The 20,185-nt window shown below is 62.3% G+C and carries 19 protein-coding genes and 1 riboswitch; of the genes, 10 read left to right on the plus strand and 9 right to left on the minus strand.

Translation table 11 applies throughout. The annotated features are described in order from the left end of the window. Positions 1–13 precede the first annotated feature (13 nt). Complete coding sequence (locus tag ACN6NG_RS13585; RefSeq protein ID WP_474314438.1) at positions 14–3,409, minus strand: Ig-like domain-containing protein; 3,396 nt, start codon at positions 3,407–3,409, stop codon at positions 14–16. 250 nt (positions 3,410–3,659) lie between these two features. Continuing rightward, positions 3,660–3,774, plus strand: a riboswitch (TPP riboswitch). Positions 3,775–3,852: 78 nt separating this feature from the next. On the opposite strand from ACN6NG_RS13585, the gene ACN6NG_RS13590 reads away from it, so the two are divergent. From ACN6NG_RS13590 to codA, 5 genes are all read left to right on the plus strand, one after another. Next, a complete protein-coding gene (locus ACN6NG_RS13590; RefSeq protein WP_474314439.1) occupies positions 3,853–4,500 on the plus strand; it encodes a TenA family protein in 648 nt (215 codons plus the stop codon). Beyond that, positions 4,497–5,162, plus strand: coding sequence for a thiaminase II (gene tenA, locus ACN6NG_RS13595; protein WP_368974563.1), 666 nt, complete (start codon positions 4,497–4,499; stop codon positions 5,160–5,162). The genes ACN6NG_RS13590 and tenA overlap by 4 nt, the downstream gene beginning before the upstream one ends. 360 nt (positions 5,163–5,522) lie before the next feature. After that, a complete protein-coding gene (codB, locus tag ACN6NG_RS13600) occupies positions 5,523–6,788 on the plus strand; it encodes a cytosine permease (RefSeq protein ID WP_474314441.1) in 1,266 nt (421 codons plus the stop codon). Next, positions 6,785–8,002 (plus strand): PucR family transcriptional regulator, encoded by a 1,218-nt coding sequence (locus tag ACN6NG_RS13605; protein WP_474314443.1) that lies wholly within the window; start codon positions 6,785–6,787, stop codon positions 8,000–8,002. The genes codB and ACN6NG_RS13605 overlap by 4 nt, the downstream gene beginning before the upstream one ends. A 4-nt stretch (positions 8,003–8,006) precedes the next feature. Further along, the gene (gene codA, locus ACN6NG_RS13610; protein WP_474314446.1) at positions 8,007–9,248 is read left to right on the plus strand and encodes a cytosine deaminase; all 1,242 of its coding nucleotides are present in this window, start codon (positions 8,007–8,009) and stop codon (positions 9,246–9,248) included. A 13-nt stretch (positions 9,249–9,261) separates the two neighbouring features. Here the strand turns inward: codA and ACN6NG_RS13615 are convergent, their stop codons facing one another. From ACN6NG_RS13615 to ACN6NG_RS13625, 3 genes are all read right to left on the minus strand, one after another. Next, positions 9,262–10,209, minus strand: a complete 948-nt coding sequence (locus tag ACN6NG_RS13615) for an ornithine cyclodeaminase family protein (RefSeq protein ID WP_474314448.1) — start codon at positions 10,207–10,209, stop codon at positions 9,262–9,264. Beyond that, the gene (locus ACN6NG_RS13620) at positions 10,206–11,207 is read right to left on the minus strand and encodes a threonine/serine dehydratase (RefSeq protein ID WP_474314450.1); all 1,002 of its coding nucleotides are present in this window, start codon (positions 11,205–11,207) and stop codon (positions 10,206–10,208) included. The genes ACN6NG_RS13615 and ACN6NG_RS13620 overlap by 4 nt, the downstream gene beginning before the upstream one ends. Positions 11,208–11,313: 106 nt before the next feature. After that, positions 11,314–11,919: a helix-turn-helix transcriptional regulator gene (locus ACN6NG_RS13625; protein WP_063424209.1), complete on the minus strand. Its 606-nt coding sequence runs from the start codon at positions 11,917–11,919 to the stop codon at positions 11,314–11,316. 239 nt (positions 11,920–12,158) lie between these two features. On the opposite strand from ACN6NG_RS13625, the gene ACN6NG_RS13630 reads away from it, so the two are divergent. Together ACN6NG_RS13630 and ACN6NG_RS13635 are read left to right on the plus strand one after the other, a co-directional pair. Then, positions 12,159–13,145, plus strand: a complete 987-nt coding sequence (locus ACN6NG_RS13630) for a DNA-binding protein (protein WP_474314453.1) — start codon at positions 12,159–12,161, stop codon at positions 13,143–13,145. A 55-nt stretch (positions 13,146–13,200) separates the two neighbouring features. Beyond that, positions 13,201–13,365, plus strand: coding sequence for a DUF6021 family protein (locus tag ACN6NG_RS13635; RefSeq protein ID WP_172439592.1), 165 nt, complete (start codon positions 13,201–13,203; stop codon positions 13,363–13,365). 95 nt (positions 13,366–13,460) lie between these two features. Here ACN6NG_RS13635 and ACN6NG_RS13640 read toward each other — a convergent pair whose 3' ends face one another. Further along, complete coding sequence (locus tag ACN6NG_RS13640; RefSeq protein ID WP_063424211.1) at positions 13,461–13,712, minus strand: hypothetical protein; 252 nt, start codon at positions 13,710–13,712, stop codon at positions 13,461–13,463. Between the two features lie 8 nt (positions 13,713–13,720). Beyond that, positions 13,721–14,221 carry a DUF4142 domain-containing protein gene (locus ACN6NG_RS13645; RefSeq protein WP_028614005.1) on the minus strand — a complete coding sequence of 167 codons (501 nt, stop codon included), beginning with the start codon at positions 14,219–14,221 and terminating at the stop codon, positions 13,721–13,723. A gap of 152 nt (positions 14,222–14,373) precedes the next feature. Here ACN6NG_RS13645 and ACN6NG_RS13650 point away from each other — a divergent pair, with 152 nt between their 5' ends. Further along, a complete protein-coding gene (locus ACN6NG_RS13650; protein WP_474314456.1) occupies positions 14,374–15,942 on the plus strand; it encodes a sensor domain-containing diguanylate cyclase in 1,569 nt (522 codons plus the stop codon). 22 nt (positions 15,943–15,964) lie between these two features. On the opposite strand, the gene ACN6NG_RS13655 is transcribed toward ACN6NG_RS13650, so the two are convergent. Together ACN6NG_RS13655 and ACN6NG_RS13660 are read right to left on the minus strand one after the other, a co-directional pair. Continuing rightward, positions 15,965–16,474 (minus strand): GNAT family N-acetyltransferase, encoded by a 510-nt coding sequence (locus ACN6NG_RS13655; RefSeq protein ID WP_353455392.1) that lies wholly within the window; start codon positions 16,472–16,474, stop codon positions 15,965–15,967. A gap of 17 nt (positions 16,475–16,491) precedes the next feature. Continuing rightward, positions 16,492–17,205 carry an MgtC/SapB family protein gene (locus ACN6NG_RS13660; protein WP_016499648.1) on the minus strand — a complete coding sequence of 238 codons (714 nt, stop codon included), beginning with the start codon at positions 17,203–17,205 and terminating at the stop codon, positions 16,492–16,494. Between the two features lie 398 nt (positions 17,206–17,603). Between ACN6NG_RS13660 and ACN6NG_RS13665 the strand changes: the two genes are divergently transcribed. Then, positions 17,604–18,068, plus strand: a complete 465-nt coding sequence (locus ACN6NG_RS13665; protein WP_063424215.1) for a sterol desaturase family protein — start codon at positions 17,604–17,606, stop codon at positions 18,066–18,068. Positions 18,069–18,184: 116 nt separating this feature from the next. Here the strand turns inward: ACN6NG_RS13665 and ACN6NG_RS13670 are convergent, their stop codons facing one another. Beyond that, positions 18,185–19,078 (minus strand): bile acid:sodium symporter family protein, encoded by an 894-nt coding sequence (locus ACN6NG_RS13670; protein WP_063424216.1) that lies wholly within the window; start codon positions 19,076–19,078, stop codon positions 18,185–18,187. 184 nt (positions 19,079–19,262) lie between these two features. Here ACN6NG_RS13670 and ACN6NG_RS13675 point away from each other — a divergent pair, with 184 nt between their 5' ends. Then, positions 19,263–20,123, plus strand: a complete 861-nt coding sequence (locus tag ACN6NG_RS13675) for a Dyp-type peroxidase (RefSeq protein ID WP_063424217.1) — start codon at positions 19,263–19,265, stop codon at positions 20,121–20,123. Positions 20,124–20,185 lie beyond the last annotated feature (62 nt).

Consider the following 20,185-nt stretch of genomic DNA (forward strand, 5'->3'; position numbering starts at 1 on the left):
GGGAGCGGTGCACTCACTGATATCTGACTGGCGCTGTCACCGTCTGCCCCAGCGTCGATTTCACCGTGACCGTGGCTGGCGTGGCCGGGCCGAAGCCGGTGGTGGTCACCGAGACCCGCCAGCGGGCACCTGTGGTAGCGGCAGTCAGCGTGGCGTTCCCCAGGCTTACCGGGCCCCCGGTGGTTGCCGCAGTCACACTGATGCTGTTGCCGGTGGCCACCGTGGTCGTCCCCTGCACATCCCAGGTGAAGCGGTTGCCGCTGCGCACCTGCACCGTGGCACTGGTGACCTGGATCTGGTCGACCGCCGCCGCCGCGCTCACAGCGATGCTGACCGTTGCCGGGGTCACCGACTCGGCCCCCTTGGCATCACGCGCCGTGTAGTTGAAGCTGGCAGTGAACGGCGTGGCGACCGTGGCAGGTGGGGTGTAAGTCACCGTGGTGCCGTCCGTGCTGACGCTGCCCAGGCCGGAGTCCGGCTGGCTGAGGCCGGTCACGGTTAGCGGTACGTTGCCGTCCGGGTCGGTGTCGTTGGCGAGCACGTTCAGCGTAATTGCCTTGCCAGCAGTCGTTGCTGCACTGTCATTGGCCGCGACGGGGGGCTTGTTGGCCGGGTCGTCGTTGTCGTCATGGCCTTTGGTACGGAAGGTTGGCAGGCCCACCGAAGCCATGTATTGCACGCCATCCCACCCTGGCAGCGGGGTCGGCATTACCTGGAACTGCCCCGGGTGCTCAATGTCCCAGCGCAGCAGCATCGACGAGTCCTCATGCTGGGTGTTGTGGCAGTGCTCCATGTAGGTACCCGCGAACTCGCGGAAGCGAATGGCCATTTCCACTTCTTCCGACGAATCAGTCTCCGGCCCGATGCGGTACACGTCCTTGCGCGCCCATTTTTCCCATTCAGGTGGTGCCTTGCCGTCGCGGCTGAGAATCACGCCTTCCTCGAAGTGCACGTGTACTGGGTGGCTCCAGCCATCGCCACCGTTGACGATTTTCCACACTTCCAGGGTGCCGTCCCCGCTGAAACCACCGTCAGTAGACTGATTGGCCAATTGCGGTGCAGCAGTGATGCGTCGTGGGTCCATGCTGTAACCGAAGCCACCATCGGTCTTGATGGTCCACGGCTTGGTGTCGGTACCGTCGGAGCGGCCAAAGATGAATTCGCGGTGGCGGGCATCCTTGAGCTTGGCCAGGTCGGCGGCAGAGTTGCGGTCAATGGGCAGCGGCAGCATTTTCAGGCCTGCGGCCTTGCCTGGCTTGGCTGGCTCGTAGGCCACCGGGTCCATGCTCAGGTCCTGGCCGGTGTAAGGCTGCACCAGCAATTGCAGGAACTTGCCGACTGCGGGGTCGCCGTTGTCCCACTGCGGGCCTTTGCTGGTCTGCTTGATCACCGCCTTGTATTTGCCCGACAGCACATCGGCCAGTGAAATGGCAGCTTCCGGGCCCTTGCCGGTGCGGTGCTCCTGGAGGTTGACGAAGTACAACTTGTCGCCGGCCTTGATGCCGTTCTTGGCAAAGTTGATGATGATGTCGTAGCGCTCGGCGATGGCTTGCAGCGGCAGGATGCCATTGTTGTCTTGCAGGTTGCCGTCGCCGTTGAGGTCCAGGGTGCCGTCGAATGGCACGGCGTGTTCCATGATGTTGCCGTCGTTGGCGATCATGTGGAACGGCACCCGCGCATATGAAAGGTTGGAACCGGAGGGGCCTTTGAACTCACCGCTGGTCCCGGCAATTTCCCGCACCACGGCAAACTTGAAGTAGCGCGATACCGAGCCGTTGAGGATACGGAAGCGGTAGCTGCGCGCACGTACCTTTAGCTTGGGCTGATACTGCCAGTTGACCAGAATCTGGTCGCCGAGGAAGCCATCGGTGTTGAACGGGTTGAACCACAGCTGGCCGTTGGCATCCCAGGCCTTGTCGGCAATCATCAGGTTGACGTCATAGTCACGGTTGCCCCACGGCATGCCCGAGCCGCTGGGGAAACGCAGGTTTACGCCATCCTGCAGGGCCTCGTTACCGCGGTCCAGCGCACTGTAGTAGTTCATCATCACGGCGTTGCCCTTGTAGACGTTCTGCGCCGTGAAATCCATCATGTGGTCGTGGAACCAGTGCGTGCTCATGGTTTCACGCCAGTCACCGCGGATCTTGATACTGCCGTTCTGGCAGGTTTTGAGGCCCGGCGTGGCGTCGTTGACGAACAAGGTTTCACCCGGCGAGCAGGGGAAGGCCGCACGCGGATCCTGGGCACGGGTGTTGATGGTGTCGTAGCCGGCCAGTTGCACCGGCCAACGGTAGTCGTAGTACTGGCCGGGGAAGAAGTAAGCGTTGGCAAAACCATCGCTCTCAGCCGGGGAGTGGCCATTATGCTCGTGGGTCGAGATGGTGTGCAGGCCAAAGCCGCCGTTGGCAGAGGGGTCGATAGGCAAGGCGTTGTAATGGCGCATCAGGATCGGCTGACCATAGCGCACCATCAGCAGCTTGGCCGGGAAGGTGCCGTCGAATGTCCACAGTGATTTATGGTTCTGCAAGGGCATGTTCGGGTGAAACCGCGTGTCGATGCCCTTGGTGGTGCCCAGGGTGGTCGGGATGTCGGAGGTCTGGTAATACAGGCCGCCAGGCGCGAACTCGCCAACCGCATAATTGTGCAGCTGTTTACGGTCACGCAGACCGAGGTTGATGCGCGCACCGGCTTGGGCGGTCTTGAACGCCGCCTGTGGGTAGAACTCGTTCCAGCGCTGGTGCGACCAGGCTTTTCCTGGCGGCCGGCCTTCGGCAGGCGAGCCGACCGGCTGGCGGTTGAGGAACATCTCGATCTGCGCCTTCCAGGGGTTGCGGTCCAGCACATTGGCGTACTGGGCCGGGAACGGGTAAAGGCCGGGTTGCTTGAGAAACGCCTCAAGTGCCGTGCCACTTGGCCCGCTGCGCGCGACTACGTTGGGGTCTTGGGCGGGGGCCGCGCCGAGGGTGGGTACAGGGAAGGTCAGCTCGGGCGCCGGCGTGGTCGGGTCCAGCTTCTCTGGCCCGAATTCTTCGAACAGCAGCAATTGCTGGGTGAAGGGCTGCGCACCGAACAACGGGCTGGGCTTGCCGTTGGTGGGGTACCTGTCCGAGGTTTGCAGGGCGGGCGGCAGCACGTTGTCGATGCGCACCGTATTGCGGTCGCCGTATGCGCCATTGATCAGTTCAAGCGAGCCCTGGTTGGCTTCTGGCAAGGTGTTGAGGTTGAGCAAGGCCGGGGTCGGGTCGGCAGGCTGATCGGTGTAGGCCGATGGGTCGGTCGGCGACGGTTGACTGTTGTCGTCCATGGGTGAGGCCATGGCCGTGATCAGTCCGAGGCTGACCATTAGCGCAGTGACGGAAGACAGCATCCATGCGTGCCCTGTAGGGTGGATCACGGCAGGTTTTTTCATTGCCTTGTGCCTCGCTCGCGGCTCTATGGCTCCAAGCCATCAATGGCGTTTTGCCCGTTAAAAGGCCCTGAGCAACGGCTGTGCCAACAGTTATTTCGGTAATGCTTTGTTAAACAAATCCTTGTGGCGCCTGATGCCCGCGAAATGACGGGGCGTCAAAAATGGGTATAAGTCCCCACTAGCGGGTACCCAATGCCCATTGGTTGGGGGGATTGGGGCGTGACACCCCTGGCGCGCTGGGGTATATCTGTTGGCCACCAAGGGGAGCCCAGCAGAGGGCTGAGAAACCGCTGAAGGCTGCAGCGCGGTGACCCTTCGAACCTGATCCGGATCATGCCGGCGAAGGGATGGGGCTTGTTACCTGCCTTTTTGCCGGCCTCACTGCGAGGCCCGTCCATGTCAACTGCCAAGGTCTCGCTGTCACCTTCATCAAGGACAGCAACATGACCGAACGTTTCAGCCAGTCCCAGCGCCGCCAAAGCGAGCCGACCTGGTCGGCGGCCGTTGGCCACCGTTTCGTGACCCAATTGTGCGACGGCAGCCTACCGGACCCGATCATGGTCGACTATCTGGTGCAGGACCATCGCTTTCTCGACAGCTTCCTGACCCTGCTCGGCGCGGCCATCGCCACCGCCGATACGTTCGAGGCGCGCCTGCGCTTTGGCCGCTTTGCCGGGATGATTTCAAGCGATGAGAACACCTACTTCCTGCGCGCTTTCGAAGCCCTGGATGTAAGCCCGGCGCAACGCATTGAGCCGGCTGATACCGCGCCAACCGCAGGTTTCAAGGCGATCATGCGCGAAGCGGCAGCCACCCGCTCATACGCCGCGGCCTTGGCGGTACTCAACGTTGCCGAAGGCCTGTACCTGGACTGGGCGCTGAAGGCGCCAAAACCGATGCCGGACAACTTTGTCCATGCCGAGTGGATCACCCTGCACGACAACCCCGCATTCCAGAGCTTCGTTGCATTCCTGCAGGCAGAGCTGGACCGTGTCGGCCCGCAGCACGCCGCACTGGCCAGTGACTTCTACCAGCGCACTGTTGCGCTGGAGCTGGCCTTCTTCGATGCCGTTTACCCGGAGGGCAAATGAGCATGGATATCTTCGATCGCCTCAAGTCTGCAGCCACGCCACAGTGGCACAGCTACGTAGACCATGACTTCGTGCGGCAGATGGGTGAGGGCACGCTGAGTGAGGCAGCGTTCCGCACTTACCTGGTACAGGATTACCTGTTCCTCATCCAGTTCGCCCGTGCCTGGGCACTGGCGGCCTACAAGAGCCGTCGCCCGGCCGACATCCGCGCGGCACAGGCCGGGCTGGCGGCGATTCTGGATGAAACCGAACTGCACTTGCGCCTGTGCGCCCGCTGGGGGCTGACCCAGGGCGATATCGAGGCCGCGCCAGAGCATCAGGCCACGGTGGCATACACCCGCTACGTGCTGGACTGCGGCGCTGCCGGCGACCTGCTGGAGCTGCACGTGGCACTGGCACCCTGCGTGATCGGCTATGCCGAGATCGGCCGGACCCTGGCCGACCGGGTTGGCGATTTGAGCAACCACCCGTACCGCGAGTGGATTGGCGAATATGCCGGGGAAGGCTATCAGGGTGTGGCGGCAGCTGCGCGCAAGCACCTGGATGAGCTGGCGGCGCGGAGCATGACCGAGCAGCGGTTTGCCGAGTTGGTGGGGATTTTTGGCCAGGCGTCCAGCCTGGAGGCGGACTTCTGGCAGATGGGCCTGGACGGGGTGGCGTAGCCACCCGGGGCCGCTTTGCGCCCCATCGCCGGCAAGCCGGGCTCCCACAGGGACCGCGTAATGATTGAAGGGTTGCACCGTACCTGTGGGAGCTCGGCTTGCCGGCGATGGGCTGCGCAGCAGGCCCAAAGTGCTTGGTCGACTGGGTGAATCCTACCTAGCCCAAGCCCGCTTTGGTGCATGAATGCCTCAAAATAAGTCGTTCAGCACACCTTCATAACGCCGAAATGCGACTTTAATGTTCACAGTGCACATCACCTCCTGGGCTGCCTGCCCGATTTGATTCCGGGTTTCGGCCCTCGAAAAAGCGGCCCGCATATTGCTCTTCCAGCTCCCAACTACCACCCGGAGCCCCGTGCAATGAGCTCACCCAGCGAATTCCCCCTCAGCGAAGCCCCGCAATCCGCCCGCAAGGGCCTGCTGCCGATTGCCATGGTCTTGTTCAGCTTTACCTTTTTCACCGGCACGATGTTCGCCGGTGGCAAGCTGGGCATGGCTTTCAATTTTGTCGACATGTTGTGGGTGGCCACCGTCGGCAACAGCTTGCTGGCGATGTATGCCGCAGCGTTGGCATTCATCGCTTCGCGCAGCGGGCTGAATACCGTACTGATGGGGCGTTTCTGTTTCGGTGAGGCAGGTAGCCGGCTCTCGGACTTTCTGCTGGGTTTTGCTGAACTGGGCTGGTACGCCTGGGGCACAGCCACCGTGGCCATCGTGCTGGTCAAGCTGCTGGGGCTGGCAGAAGGTTTCAGCGTACCGTTGATGGTGTTGTTTGGCCTGGGCTTCAGCATTACTGCCATCATCGGCTTCAAGGGCCTGGACGTGCTGTCGCGAGTCTCGGTGCCGTTGATGTTCGTGCTGCTGTTGGTCTCGATGTACATTGCCACCCGCGATGTCGGTGGCTTTGCCGGCCTGGCCGCAGTAGTACCGCACGAAACCATGACCTTTTCGGCCGCAGTGACCATGGTGTTCGGCACCTTCGCCAGTGGAGCCACCCAAGCCACCAACTGGACACGGCTGTCGCGTAGCGGCCGGGTGGCGGTGATCGCCAGCGTGGTGGCATTCTTGCTTGGCAACGGCCTGATGGTGGTGGCCGGTGCCTGGTGCGCGATGGTTTACCAGCAGGCCGACATCGTCGAAGTGATGATGTTGCAGGGCTTGTCGTTCGCGGCGGTGGTGATGCTGTGCCTGAACCTGTGGACCATTCAGGGGCCGACCATCTACAACGTGTCGGCCGCCGCCTGCCATTTGCTGCGCAGCGAGCGCAGGCGCACGGCAACCCTGCTGGCGGCCGGGGTTGGCATTGTGCTGGCGATTGGTGGCATGTACGAAATGCTGATCCCGTTTCTGGTGCTGCTGGGGTCGATCATTCCCCCGGTGGGCGGGGTGATCATGGCTGACTTCTGGTATCGCCACCGCGGCAAGTACCCGCCACTGGCCACGGTACGCCTGCCACGCTACAACCTTATCGGGCTGTTTGCCTATGCCGTGGGCGCGGTGCTGGCCTATGCCTCGCCGTGGGTCGCGCCGCTGGTGGGTATCGGCGCCTCGGCCCTGTGCTACATCGCCCTGCTCGAACTGGGCGCACGCCACAGGGCACCAGGCCAGGCGGGCGTGGAGCCGTGAGCCTGGCGCTGGACGAGATCCTGCATTTGCCTGGCCTGCACGAGATGCGTGTGCTGGCCGGGGCACGTAACCTTCAGCGGCGGGTGCGCTGGCCGTATGTGGCGGAAAACGAAGGCATTGCCGAATGGGTAATGGGCGGTGAACTGGTGTTCGTCACTGGCATCAACCACCCGCGCGGTGAGGCCAACCTGCTGAGCCTGGTGGAAGATGGCGACGCAGTGGGCATCGCCGGCATGGTGATTCTCACTGGCGGCAGCTTTATCCAGAGCGTGCCTGCGTCTGTCATTGCGCGAGCCGAGCAACTTGGCCTGCCGCTGATCGAGCAGCCCTATGCGCTGAAGATGGTGGTGGTGACCCACCTGATCGGCACGGCGCTGGTGCAGATGAGCCAGGTACGCCGCTCGCGTCACGATATCCTTGGCCAGCTGCTCACGGGTGACTACCCGAGCCTGGCCATTGCCCGGCAGCGGGCAGCGCACCTGCATCTGGCACTGGACGAACCGCGGCGCTTGCTGGCTTTGCGCCTAGCGGGCGTGGATGGCTTGTTCGAGCGCCATGGGCTGACCCACGGCGAGCGTACCTGGCAAGCTACCTGTCAGGCCCTGGAAGACCAGCTTGAAGCCTGGTGCCGCCAACGGGCAGGCAGCGTGATGGCGCAGCTGCCAGGTGATCTGTTCGTGGTACTGCTGGCAGATACGCACGACTTGCCTGGGACGTTGGCTGTGCTTTACCGGCAGTTGCAGGCCACGACGTCTGAACTGAGTTTGCACATGGGTTTGTCGAGCGTCGCCGACGATTGCGCGCACTATCGCCAGGCCCTCAACGAGGCTCGTCAGGCCCTGGACGTCGCGCAGCACCTGCGCCCAGCCAACGGCTATTGCAACTTCAGTGAACTTGGCGTGCTGCGCCTGCTGCAAGGCATCATCGACCGCTCGCTGGTCGACGATTTCGTCAGCCGTACGCTCGGCCCGTTGATCGCCCCTGGGCGCAAGCAGGCCAATGCCTTGGTGCACACCCTCGACGCCTTGATTATGGAAAACGGCAACGGGCAAAAGGCCGCACAGCGCCTGGGGCTGCACCGCAATACCATCAATCAGCGCATCCAGCGCATCGAACAACTAAGCGGGCAGTCCATTGATGACCCGCTTTTTCGCATGAATGCTTCGGTCGCCATGCTGGTATGGCGCATGAGTGAAGCCCACGACAAGGAGTAACAGCATGAACATCATCAACGCACGGCTGCGCGGCAAGCCTGGTCTGTTCCGCATCGAACTGAACGGCGAGTGCATTGCCGCCATCGTGCCGCAGACCGAGGTGGTGGCGCCCGTTGCTGCCCATGACTTGGACGCAGGGCAAAACCTGGTGGTGGCGCCCTTTGTCGAGCCGCATATCCACCTCGACGCCACACTGACTGCCGGCGAACCCCGGTGGAACATGAGCGGTACCCTGTTCGAAGGCATCGAATGCTGGGCTGAGCGCAAGGAAATCACCACCCATGAAGACATCAAGATACGGGCGAAAAGGACCATCGGCATGCTGGTGGACCACGGAATCCAGTATGTGCGCACCCACGTCGATGTGACCGACCCGAAACTCACCGCGCTCAAGGCCATGGTCGAGGTGCGTGACGAAGTACGCGAGCTGGTCGACCTGCAGATTGTCGCCTTCCCGCAGGAGGGGATCGAGTCGTACGCCAACGGCCGGGCGCTGATGACCGAAGCGGTGGCCATCGGCGCCGATGTGGTCGGCGGCATTCCGCATTTCGAGAACACCCGCGACCAGGGCGTGTCGTCGGTGAAGTTCCTGATGGACCTGGCCGAGCGTACCGGTTGTCTGGTGGACGTGCACTGCGACGAGACCGATGACCCGCAATCACGTTTTCTTGAAGTGTTGGCCGAAGAGGCCCGGGTGCGCGGCATGGGTGCCCGGGTGACGGCCAGCCATACCGTGGCCATGGGCTCGTATGACAATGCGTACTGCTACAAGCTGTTCCGCCTGCTCAAGCTGTCGGGCATCAACTTCGTGTCGTGCCCGACCGAGAGCATTCACCTACAGGGGCGCTTTGACAACTACCCCAAACGCCGTGGCGTCACCCGTGTTGCCGAGATCGACCGTGCCGGGATGAACGTGTGCTTTGGCCAGGACTCCATCGTCGACCCGTGGTACCCGCTGGGCAACGGCAACATCCTGCGCATTCTTGAGGCCGGCCTGCACATCTGCCACATGCTCGGCTACGAAGACCTGCAGCGTTGCCTTGACCTGATCACCGATAACAGCGCCCGCACCTTGAACCTGGGCGAGCGCTACGGCATCGAGGTGGGGCGGCCGGCAAACCTGTTGCTGTTGTCGGCGCCTGACGATTACGAAATGGTGCGCACCCAGGGGCATGCACTGGTGTCGGTACGCAATGGCAAGGTGCTGATGCAGCGTACGCCGGCGCAGGTGCAGCGTCTGTTCTGACTTCGCTGTGGGTTCAGGTGCTCAGTGCAGCCAGGGCGCAGCTCGCAACTTGAGCATCCTGCACAGCCACGCCGGTCAGGTCTGCCAGGGTGATCTGGCCGTCGTGCTCGCGCCCTTTGGCGCGCCCGGCCAGCAGCGCACCCAACTCGATCAGCTGGTTGGCGTGTAGCTGACCGCTCTCGAGCGCGTGAGCCACTTCGCCGTACTGGCTGCACTGGGCGACCGAGTCGACGATGATGCGGTCTGCCCTGGCCACCAGTGCCGGGTCCAGCTCCTGCTTGCCGGGTGCATCGGCGCCGACGGCAGTGATATGCGTACCCGGTCGGACCCACTCGCTGTGCAGCAGCGCCTGGCGGGAAGGGGTGGTGCAGACAATCAGGTTTGCCGCGCCTGCGACCTCTGCCGCATCCCGTGTGGTGCGAACCTCAAAGCCCAGTTCACGGGCAAATGCTGCATAGGCCGCAAGCCCGTTTTCATGCCGGCCCCAGACAATGACCTGGCGGCAATGGGTAACGGCGCGCAGCTGTTCAAGCTGCATCTGCGCCTGCATGCCGGTGCCGAGGATGCCAATGGCCTTGACCGCGGCCGGTGCCAGCAGCCGTGCAGCGATACGCCCGGCCAGCGCGGTGCGCATGGCGGTCAGCCAGCCCTGGTCCTGCAGCAGTGCCAGCGGCTGCCCGGTGAGCGCCGAGAGGACCAGCATCAGGCCATCGTTGCTCGGCAGGCCCTTGGAAGGGTTGTCATAAAAACCGGTTGAAAGCTTGACGGTGAAGGTAGGGCTGCCTTCGATGTAGGCCGATTTCACGCAGCAGTCACCGTTCGCCGCTTGAAATGCGAAGGCCTGCACGGGCGGTACCTGGACCTTGCCGCTGGAGTAGGCGATGAAGCCTTCTTCCAGCAGGCTAACCGCCAGCTCCGGGTTGAAGCTGGCGGTGATCTGCGCCTTGCTGAAGACTTTCATTGAACGGCCTCGAGGAATTTTTCCAGCACGATGTTACGGCCGCACAGGATCACTACGACACGCTTGCCCTGATAGCGCTCGGCGAGCTTTTGCATGCCGGCGACCGCAACCGCTGCAGCGCCTTCGATGATCCAGCGTTCAGTGCTGGCGATAACGCGCATGGCGGCGCGAATCTCGTCTTCGCTGACCAGTACGGTATCGGTGAGCAACGCCTGGCACAGCGGCAAGGTGACAGCGCCGGGCTCGACGCCGCCAGCTGTGCCGTCCGACAGCGTTTCGCGGGCGTCCACCTCGACAATCGCTCCGGCCTTGAGAGATTGCTCCAGTGCAGGGTCATTCGCCGGCCAGCAGCCGATTATCTCGGTACCCGGCTTGAGTACGCGCAGGGCGGCACCGATGCCGGCAATCATCCCGCCACCGCCGACGGCGACAAACACCGCGTCCAGGTCGGGTGCCTGCTCGAACAACTCCATGCCGATGGTGCCCTGGCCGGCAATGACTTGCAGGTCGTTGTAGGGGGACACGAACGGTACACCATGAGCCTTGGCCTGCCTGGCTGCCTCCAGCTCTGCACTTAGCGGGTCCGTGGGCAGGCAAAGCACTTCGGCGCCCAGCGCCCGCATCGCCTCCAGTTTGTATGGCGAGGCGGAAGTGGCGGTGTAGACAGTCACTGGCACGCCAGCCGTTTTGCCGGCCAGTGCAAGTGCCTGCCCGTGGTTGCCGGAAGAGGCAGCGATTACCCCGCGCTTGCGTGCTTCGGTCGGCAGGAGGCGGATCTTGTTGCTGGCGCCACGGAACTTGAACGACCCCGTGTGCTGCAGATGTTCGCATTTCAGCAAGACTTCGCAGCCGCTCAATGCCGACAACCGAGCGCTGTAGGTGAGTGGTGTAATGCAGACGGCTGGGCGCAGTGCGCTGTGTGCTTCCTTGATGGATTCGTAGAGTGCATCGAGGTAAAGGCTGTCGGCAAAGGTCGGTGAAGCTGTAATGGCTGGCATGCTGTGCTCCTTATGGAATATTTGTCCACAGTAGAATAATTATCCATTACAGACAAGTGCACGGGCAGGCCCGCTTGGCGACCCCCTGTAGGTCAACGTCGCGCTGCTAGGGCTTCAGCTCTTTCAGGTACTTGTACACGGTGGCCCGGCCCATGCTCAGCACATTGGCGACATAGTCAGCACCACTTCGCCCTTCGAACGCGCCTTCGGCGTGCAGTGCCTGCACGAGGCTGCGCTTGTCCTTCATCTGCAGTGTCTGCAGCGACAGGTTGCGTGCTTGCAGCCACGCGTGCAGGAAGGTGTTGATACGTTCCTGCCAATCGTTGCGGAACAACGAGTCAGGTTGCGGTACCAGCCGGCCCATCTGGAAGAACGCATCGAGCGCCACACGGGCTTGCTCCAGTACCGACACGTTCAGATTGATGCACATCAAGTGCTCGGCTTCGCCCTCTGCGTTGCGCAGGACGGTACTGATAGACCGGACCTTCTGGCCGTTCCAGTTGAGCTTCTCGTACGGGCCCAGGTTGGCGCCGTCAAGCACATCGCCCAATTCGTGATCGATCGCCGAATCATCGCCCAGCTTGCGTTGGGAGAAGTTGTTGGCGATGTGCACCACCGTCTGGCTGCGCAGGTCATGGACGATGATTTCAGCGTGCGGGTACAGCAGCAGGGCGATGCTGTCGGCGATTGCCTTGTAGTTTTCCAGGTTCATTTTCTATCGGTGATCAGTGCTGGACGACCATGGTGGCGGCAAAGCGTAACCGGCACAAGGTCGTGCGCCTGCGGGTTCTGTACGGCTGCCAACGTCGAAAACAACAGCATTTTACTTATCACATGCGATAAGCCGTGATTATTCCATGTCAGGAACTGTTTGCAGGAGCGTTTGGATATCGCCATAATTGGTACGTAATTACATGGTACATAACACAGTACAAAATCGTAGGAGCAAGCATGGCCCGGGGCGGTATCAACAAGGTGGTAGTGCAGCAGGCGCGTCAGGCGCTGATTGCACGGGGCGAGAACCCCAGCATCGATGCCATACGTATCGAGCTGGGTAATACCGGCTCCAAGACCACCATTCACCGTTACCTGAAGGAGTTGAACGGCCAGCAGCCGGTGGCTTCCGAAGGCGGCGCCGCGCTGAGCGATGTGCTGAGCCGCCTGGTCGGGCAACTGGCAACCCAGTTGCAGGATGAGGCCGACCTGAGGATCGAGCAGGCCGAAAGCACCTTCACTCAACAGCGGGAAACGCTTGAAGCGCAGCTGGAGATTGCCCAGCAGGCGCTGGCGGCAGCGCATCAGCAACACAAGATCGATGCAGCGGCATTGGCCGCCGAGACGGAAAAGCTGCTGTCCACACAAAGCACCCTGCAGGCCGAACAGCTGCGCAGTGCCAGCCTCAACCAGTCACTGGGCGAGATGCAGGTGCGTCTGGCCGACAAGGACGAACAGGTCAAATCGCTGGAAGACAAGCATCGCCATGCCCGCGATGCTCTGGAGCACTACCGCAATGCCAGCCGTGAGCAGCGCGAGCAGGAGCAGCGCCGCCACGAAGCGCAGTTGCAGCAGATGCAGGTGGAAGTGCGCCAGTTGCAGCAGGGCATGATCGTCAAGCAGGATGAACTGACCCGCCTGCACCGCGACAACGAGCGCTTGCTGGGCGAACACCGCCAGGCGGCCAGCGAGTGCCGGGCGCAGGACGAGTTGTTGGAGCAACGCGATGCGCAGATCCAGGGCTTGCGCACGATCCTGGCCCAGGCTCAGGGCGCCAGCGAAGAAATGCGCCGGCAGCTGGATGTGCAGGCGCAAAGCCTGGAGGCCAGACGAGACCTGTGCGCCGAACAAGCGCGGCAATTGCAGCGCTTTGAGGAACAGTTGAAGGACCGGGACGAGGCGCTGGCGCAATGTCGCGCACAGCTGGCACCCGCTGGAGATTAATCAAACTTTCCGTGGCTGGCGTGTTCTTCCTTTGACACTCACGGGAGAAAACACCATGCATGATTCTGAACCAGTACGCAAAGAGGGGCCTCACTCGACGGAGCAGTCGGATAAACCGGACGACCTTGGTTTCGACCCTGATTCCCCGGATGTTGACGACCCACAGGTGGACCCGCAAGGGCCGGCCAAGGCGCCCAGAGACATTGAAAAGGACAAGTGAGTGCGGCTATGCCCAGCGCTCCAGCAGCGCCCTGCTAGCTCAGTGAGCTAGCAGGTTTGCCGTAAGAGCAGCCTTATGGCCCGACGGGCGAGTATTCAGGCTTCGGCTTTTCGCGCCGCTTCGACCCCCGACGCCGACAGCTTGATCGGGTAGTGCACGCTGATCTGGTGGTCACTACCCACTACCACGCTGCCGTCGTGGATCAGGCCTGCTTCCTGCAATGTCTTCAGCATGCCCGCCACAGCTTTCTCACCGCGGTAGTTGTCCAGCACTTCCTTGCCCAGCCCTTCAGGGTGCGCATGCAGCAGGCGGGTAAGCACTTCGGTTTTCAATGCATCGTTACTCATGGCGGACCTCACTTGGCGTGCTTGGCCTGAAGCGCCTTGGCATGCTCCAGGTGCTGTTCGAGTTTGGGCAGGGTTTCGCTGGCAAAGGCCTTCAGCTCGGCCTTGTCGGAGGATGCAGCCTCTTTCTTGAACAGTTCCACCGCTTTTTCGTGAGCGTCAACCTGATTGTTGAGGTACGACTTGTCGAACGACTCATCACGCCATTCCAGGATCATCTTCTTGACCTTGTCGGTCATGGCTGCCTCGTCCGGAACGGATATGTCCAGCTTGCGGGCAATGTCGCCGAGTTTCTGGTTGGCCTGGGTGTGGTCAGTGACCATTTGCTGGGCGAAGGTCTTGATCTCGGCATTCTGGCTTTTTTCCTTGGCCAGGTTGCCGGTGACCACTTCAGCAATGCCGGCCTCGGTGGCCGCATCGACGAAGTCGTCGGAGCTCGCCGCCAGTGCGTGCACCGATGCCAGGCCCAACACCATGGAGAAACCAACGCGCTTGATGAAGAGATTGCTCATGCTTCACTCCTTAAACCGTGGCGCGACCTCAGTGTCGCGTACAGTTGAGGGTGAGGGTGAGGCAAAGGTTTAATCTTTTTCGCCGCCGGTTTTGTCTGTACGACGCTGAACTATAGTGAAAGGCGGCGAACGCGGTATGGCCAGGGACTCCAATGTGCGCAGCCAGGAAACAGGATGACGAAGGACTTTTCGCGCTAACAGGCGAGGGCCGCGCCGTGGCGCTGTTCCGCCTGGTACTGGCGTTCATGTTGGTAGTGATGCTGGCATTTGTGCTGGTGGAAGGCTGGCGCATCTGGCGTGACTACCGATACGCCTACAGCAATGCCGAGAACATGGTCAGCAACCTGGCCCGGGCCACGGCGCAGCATGCCGAGGACGCTATCCGCCAGGTCGACGCCATTACCGCTGCCTTGGCCGAACGCCTGGAAGGCGACGGTTTCGAGCACATCGACCGGCCGCGCCTGCATGCCTTGCTGGTGCAGCACAAACGCATCATGCCGCAGTTGCACGGGCTGTTCGTTTACGGCCCGGACGGTAGCTGGATCGTTACCGACCAGCCGGCAATCCCGCCCAACGCCAATAACGCCGACCGCGACTACTTTGCTTACCATCGCAACCACACCGACCGGGGGGTACGTATCGGTTCGGTGGTACGCAGCCGTTCGACCGGCGATCTGATCATTCCTATTTCCAGGCGCCTGGAATATGCCGACGGCAGCTTCGCCGGTGTATTGCTGGGCACCATCAAAGTGGAATGGTTCGTGCGCTACTACGGCGACTTCAAGATCGACGAACGCGGTGCGCTGGTGCTGGCCAAGCGCGACGGTACCATCCTGGTACGGCGCCCGTTCGTGGCGCAGGTGGTAGGCCGCAGCCTGGCCAACAGCGAGATTTTCCGAAACCACCTGCCGTATGCCGCAGAAGGGGTAGCCGAGGCGGTCGCGGTGATCGATGGCACGCCGCGGCTGTATGGCTATCGCGCGTTGTCCAGCTACCCGCTGGTAGTGGAGGCGGGCTTGTCGCGTGAATCGATCATCGCGCCCTGGCGGCATGATGCAATCAAATCGGTGGCGGTACTGTTGCTATTACTGGTCGGGCTGGCCGCGTTCGCAGCTGTGGTGCTGCGCCAGTTGCGCGAGCGCATTGCCATAGAGCGGGCGCTGCTCCAGGCACATCAGACACTCAAAGCGCTGGCCTTGACCGACAGCCTGACCGGGCTGGGTAACCGACGCCGGCTGGATGCGGTGTTCGAATCAGAGCTGCGCCGGGCTCGCCGCCAAGGGTATTCCCTGGCGCTGGTCATGCTCGACCTGGATTACTTCAAACCCTATAACGACCACTACGGTCACCCCGCAGGCGACCAGTGCCTGCGGCGCTTTGCCGAAGTGCTGAAACAGGCCTTGAAGCGGCCGGCCGACCTGGCTGTGCGTTATGGTGGCGAGGAGTTCACGCTGTTGTTGCCAGACACCGATCGCCGTGGGGCAGAGGCGCTGGTGCAGGAGCTGCAGCAACTGTTACGCCGGCAGATGCTGGAGCATGCGGCCAGCCCGTTGGGACGGGTATCGTTCAGTGCGGGGATCGCAGTGGGCGACCTGGCGCGGGAGGGCGTGACTGCCGAGGCGCTGGTCGCGGCGGCAGATCGGGCGTTGTACCAGGCCAAACAGCAGGGGCGCGACAGGTATTGCGTGGCGGGGAGTGTGGTGCTGGGCGTGGATTCGTGATCTGGCTTTGCGCCCCCAACGGCTAACGAGCAAGGCAGAGCCGCATTGCACATCGCCCTTGCAGACCGTGAACGTGCTCACTGGCAAGAATGCCCCGGAGTCGTTCGCCCAGCAGCCCCTCATCGATAATTTCAAATCCGAACCGTGCATAAAACGGCGCATTCCAGGGCACATCGACAAAGGTGGTCAACGTCAGCTCGCGCACACCGGCGCAGCGCGCGGCATTTTCCACCTGCTGCAGCAATCGGCGCCCGACACCTTGCCCTTGGGCCTCTTGGCGCACCGATATCTCATGAAGGTGCAGTGCCTGGCCCACAAGCCGGGCACATGCAAACCCCACAATGCGCCCAGCGGGATCCTCAGCCACCCAGCTACCACCTGCCTCGACGAAAGCCCTGTGTTCAGCGCAATCCATCACGTCACCCTCGGCCAGCCAGGCCAGTGCCGGCCAACCGACAAAAGCCTGGGCTGCGGAACGCTCGATGTCCGGCAGGGATTGAACATCGTGTTCAAGGGTAAGGCGGATAAGCATGAATCACTCCAGTCGTTCTAGTCCGCCGCCAACACCTGCGGCTGCAATTGCCAGCGTACCGAGCTTACGCCTTTTTCCAGGCTGACCCGGCTGACCAGCCGTTCCAGTTGCGCCGGTGCCTGTGCGGTGCCCAGCAGTTCGGCGCGCACTTCCAGGCGCGCAGGGGTGTCCAGGTCTTCGCTTTGCAGTGACTGCAAGCGCAGCTGCGGATCGCCCAGGCTATGCAGCATCAGGCTGCGCACCTGGATTTCGTCCTCGGCGCGGCAGACGATGCGCACTTCGAAGTGCTGTTCCACTTCGCTGGCCGGCACCACGTCCTGACGGTCCAGGCGCTGGGCGATGTCACGCAACAGGATATTGGCGCATAGCACCACCAGGCTACCCAATGCAGCCTCCAGCAACAGCCCCAAGCTGCACAGCACGCCGACCGCAGCAGTGCACCACAAGGTGGCCGCGGTGTTCAGGCCACGCACGTTGAAACCATCACGCATGATCACACCGCCACCAAGAAAGCCGATGCCCGACACGACATAGGCGGCGACGCGCGACGCATCGGCAGGCGCCATGCCTGGCACCGCCTGGGTCATCAGCACGAACAGACAGGCACCGGTGCTTACCAGCGCATTGGTGCGCAGCCCGGTCAGGCGTTGGCGCAATTGCCGTTCGGCACCGATCAGTGCCCCCAGTAGCAGGGCAATGCTGACGCGCAGCAGAAATACTTTCCAATCCATAGCAAACCTCTTCCGCAGGCACACGCCCGCATGAACGCCATCAGTTGGCGCGGTTTAAAAAACCAGAAAAATGCGCAGGACCACGAGGAGGGGAGAAGAAGCGGGGGTTACAGGAAACCACCGTCTTGCCAGAGCGGCCAGACAGTGCAGGACACTGCCGGGCTAGCGCGCCACGTGGGCCTGTCGCAAGCGACTGGGGCTACTGTCCAAGGCAGGTCTCCTGTTGAGGAAGGCAAAATTGCGTCGCGGACCATACGCCGCGTGGCAGAGCAGGTCAAGGGTGAAAACATGACAATGGCTTCATCCGTGGGTGGCCTGCAACCCGACACGCCCGCATGGAAAAAAACCTGGGCAGCCGGTACCCTTGCGCCTCCCTTTGCCATCCACCGGACCGTTCCATGCTGTTCAATCTCGCCGTATTGTTCGGCACCCTGGTGGCCATGGAGGGCGTTGGCACGCTGGCTCACAAGTACATCATGCATGGCTGGGGCTGGTGGCTGCACCGCTCGCACCATGAGCCACACCTGGGCATGCTCGAAACCAACGACCTGTACCTGGTGGCGCTGGGGCTGATCGCCACAGCGCTGGTCGCCCTGGGCAAGAGTGGTTATGCCCCTTTGCAGTGGATTGGTGGCGGGGTGGCGGGGTACGGCATGTTGTATGTCGTGGCCCACGACGGGTTCTTTCACCGGCATTGGCCGCGCGCGCCGCGGCCGGTCAACCGTTACCTCAAGCGGCTGCACCGTGCGCACCAGTTGCACCACGCGGTGAAGGGGCGCACGGGGAGTGTGTCGTTCGGGTTTTTCTATGCGCCGCCTCTGAAGGTGTTGAAGCAGCAATTACGCAGCAAGCGCAGCCAGTAGTGACAACCTGAACGGGCCGCTTCGCGGGTAAACCCGCTCCCACAGGTTCGGCGCAGCTCCCAACAGCACCGCCGTCCTGTGGGAGCGGGTTTACCCGCGAAGCGGCTATCACATCTTTAATTAACCGTTTCCCCTTTGGGCTCTGCCGCCACATGCCCGCGGCTGACCCACCAGCCAAACCCTGCCGCCGTGAAGAACATGATCAGGCTGTAAAGTGCCGCCGGCACCGCCATGGTCGGGTTGTTCAGCAATGACGGGCTCAGTGCCAAGGCAATCGCCAGCGTGCCGTTGTGAATACCAATCTCCATGCCGATGGCAATTGCCTGACGTTTGGGGATGTTCAACAGGCGCGGCACCCAGTAGCCCACGGCCAGGCTCAGCAGGTTGAACAACAGCGCCGCCAGGCCCACCACTGGTGCGTACTCGACCACGGTCTGCCAATCCTTGGCCAGCGCCAGGACAATGGTAAAGGCCAGGAACAGTGCCGCCACCAGTTTCATAGGCTTCTGCATGCGTGTGGCAAAAGCAGGGGCGTAACGGCGAATCAGCATACCCAGGGCGACCGGCAGCAGGACAATCGCAAATACCTGCAAGACCTTGGCAAACTGCAGTGGAATGGCCTGGTCCGAGGCCATGAACCAGCTCAGCGACAAGTTCACCAGCAACGGCATGGTCAAAATCGCGATCAGCGAGTTGACGGCCGTGAGCGTGATGTTCAACGCCACATCGCCATGGGCCAGATGGCTGAACAGGTTGGCCGTGGTACCACCCGGCGAAGCGGCCAGCAGCATCAGCCCCACCGCCAGGGCCGACTCCAGGCCAAAGCCGTTGGCGATCAGGAAGCACACCAGCGGAAGCAGCAGAATCTGGCAGGCCAGGCCCACCACCACTGGCTTGGGGTACTTCACCACGCGAGCGAAGTCGGCCAGGGTCAGCGACAGCCCAAGGCCGAGCATGATGATGCCCAAGGCAAGCGGCAGAAAGGCGGTGAGCAAGGGCGAGGCGGTCATGGGCAGTCTCTCGGGCGAAGGATCTCGAGCAGTGTAGGTCGGCCCTGATTGATAGCTAATCGCAAAGGGCCAGCTATTGGTAACCGTTTGTTACCAACTGCGGCAATTGGCGAGGCTGCATGCCGCATTGCAGCAGGCCTGCAGGCGCAGTAGCATTCCGCTTTTATCCGAGGATTAGCCTGTCATGCCGTTCCAGAAAGGGCTGCTTGCCACCCCGGTGCCGGCCCATGCCCGTCACCTGTTTTTCACCCTGCAATCGCCCGAGGCGCTGCCTGCCGCTCTGGATGCCTTGCTGCCACTGGTCGATGGCGACCAGCTGATCCTGGGTGTCGGTGCACCGCTGGCCAAGGCCCTGGGCCGTGCCGTGCCTGGCCTGCGAGCTTTCCCGATGCTGGACGCCGCCGTGGAGAACCCCAGCACCCAGCACGCGCTGTGGCTGTGGCTGCGCGGTAACGAGCGCGGCGATCTGCTACTGCGCGCCCAGGCCCTGGAGCACGCGCTGGCACCAGCCCTGCGCCTGACGGACAGCGTTGACGGCTTCCTGCACCGTGGCGGCCATGACCTGACCGGCTATGAAGACGGCACCGAAAACCCGGTGGACGAAGACGCTGTGCAGGCGGCCATTGCTGCCGACGGCGCCAGCTTTGCGGCGTTTCAGCTGTGGAAGCACGACCTGGAGTACTTCAAGTCGCTGCCCCAGGCTGACCAGGACAACATCATCGGCCGCCGCCTGAGCGACAACGAAGAGCTGGATGATGCGCCCGAGTCTGCGCACGTCAAACGCACCGCCCAGGAAAGCTTTGAGCCCGAAGCATTCATGGTCCGTCGCTCGGTGGCCTGGGCAGACCAGCGTGGCGCCGGCCTTGCCTTCGTTGCCCTGGGCCACAGCTTCGATGCATTTGAAGTACAGCTGCGGCGCATGAGCGGCCTGGAGGACGGCATCATCGACGGCCTGTACCGCTTCAGCCGGCCACTGACCGGTGGCTATTACTGGTGCCCGCCGATGGGCGAGACGGGTGTTGACCTGAGCCTGCTGCTGGCCTGATCACTAAACATCCAGATACAGAAACACCTGCCGGCACGGGATAGTGCGGCTAGCATTGAAAG

This window comes from Pseudomonas sp. TSO6 (genome assembly GCF_056098905.1).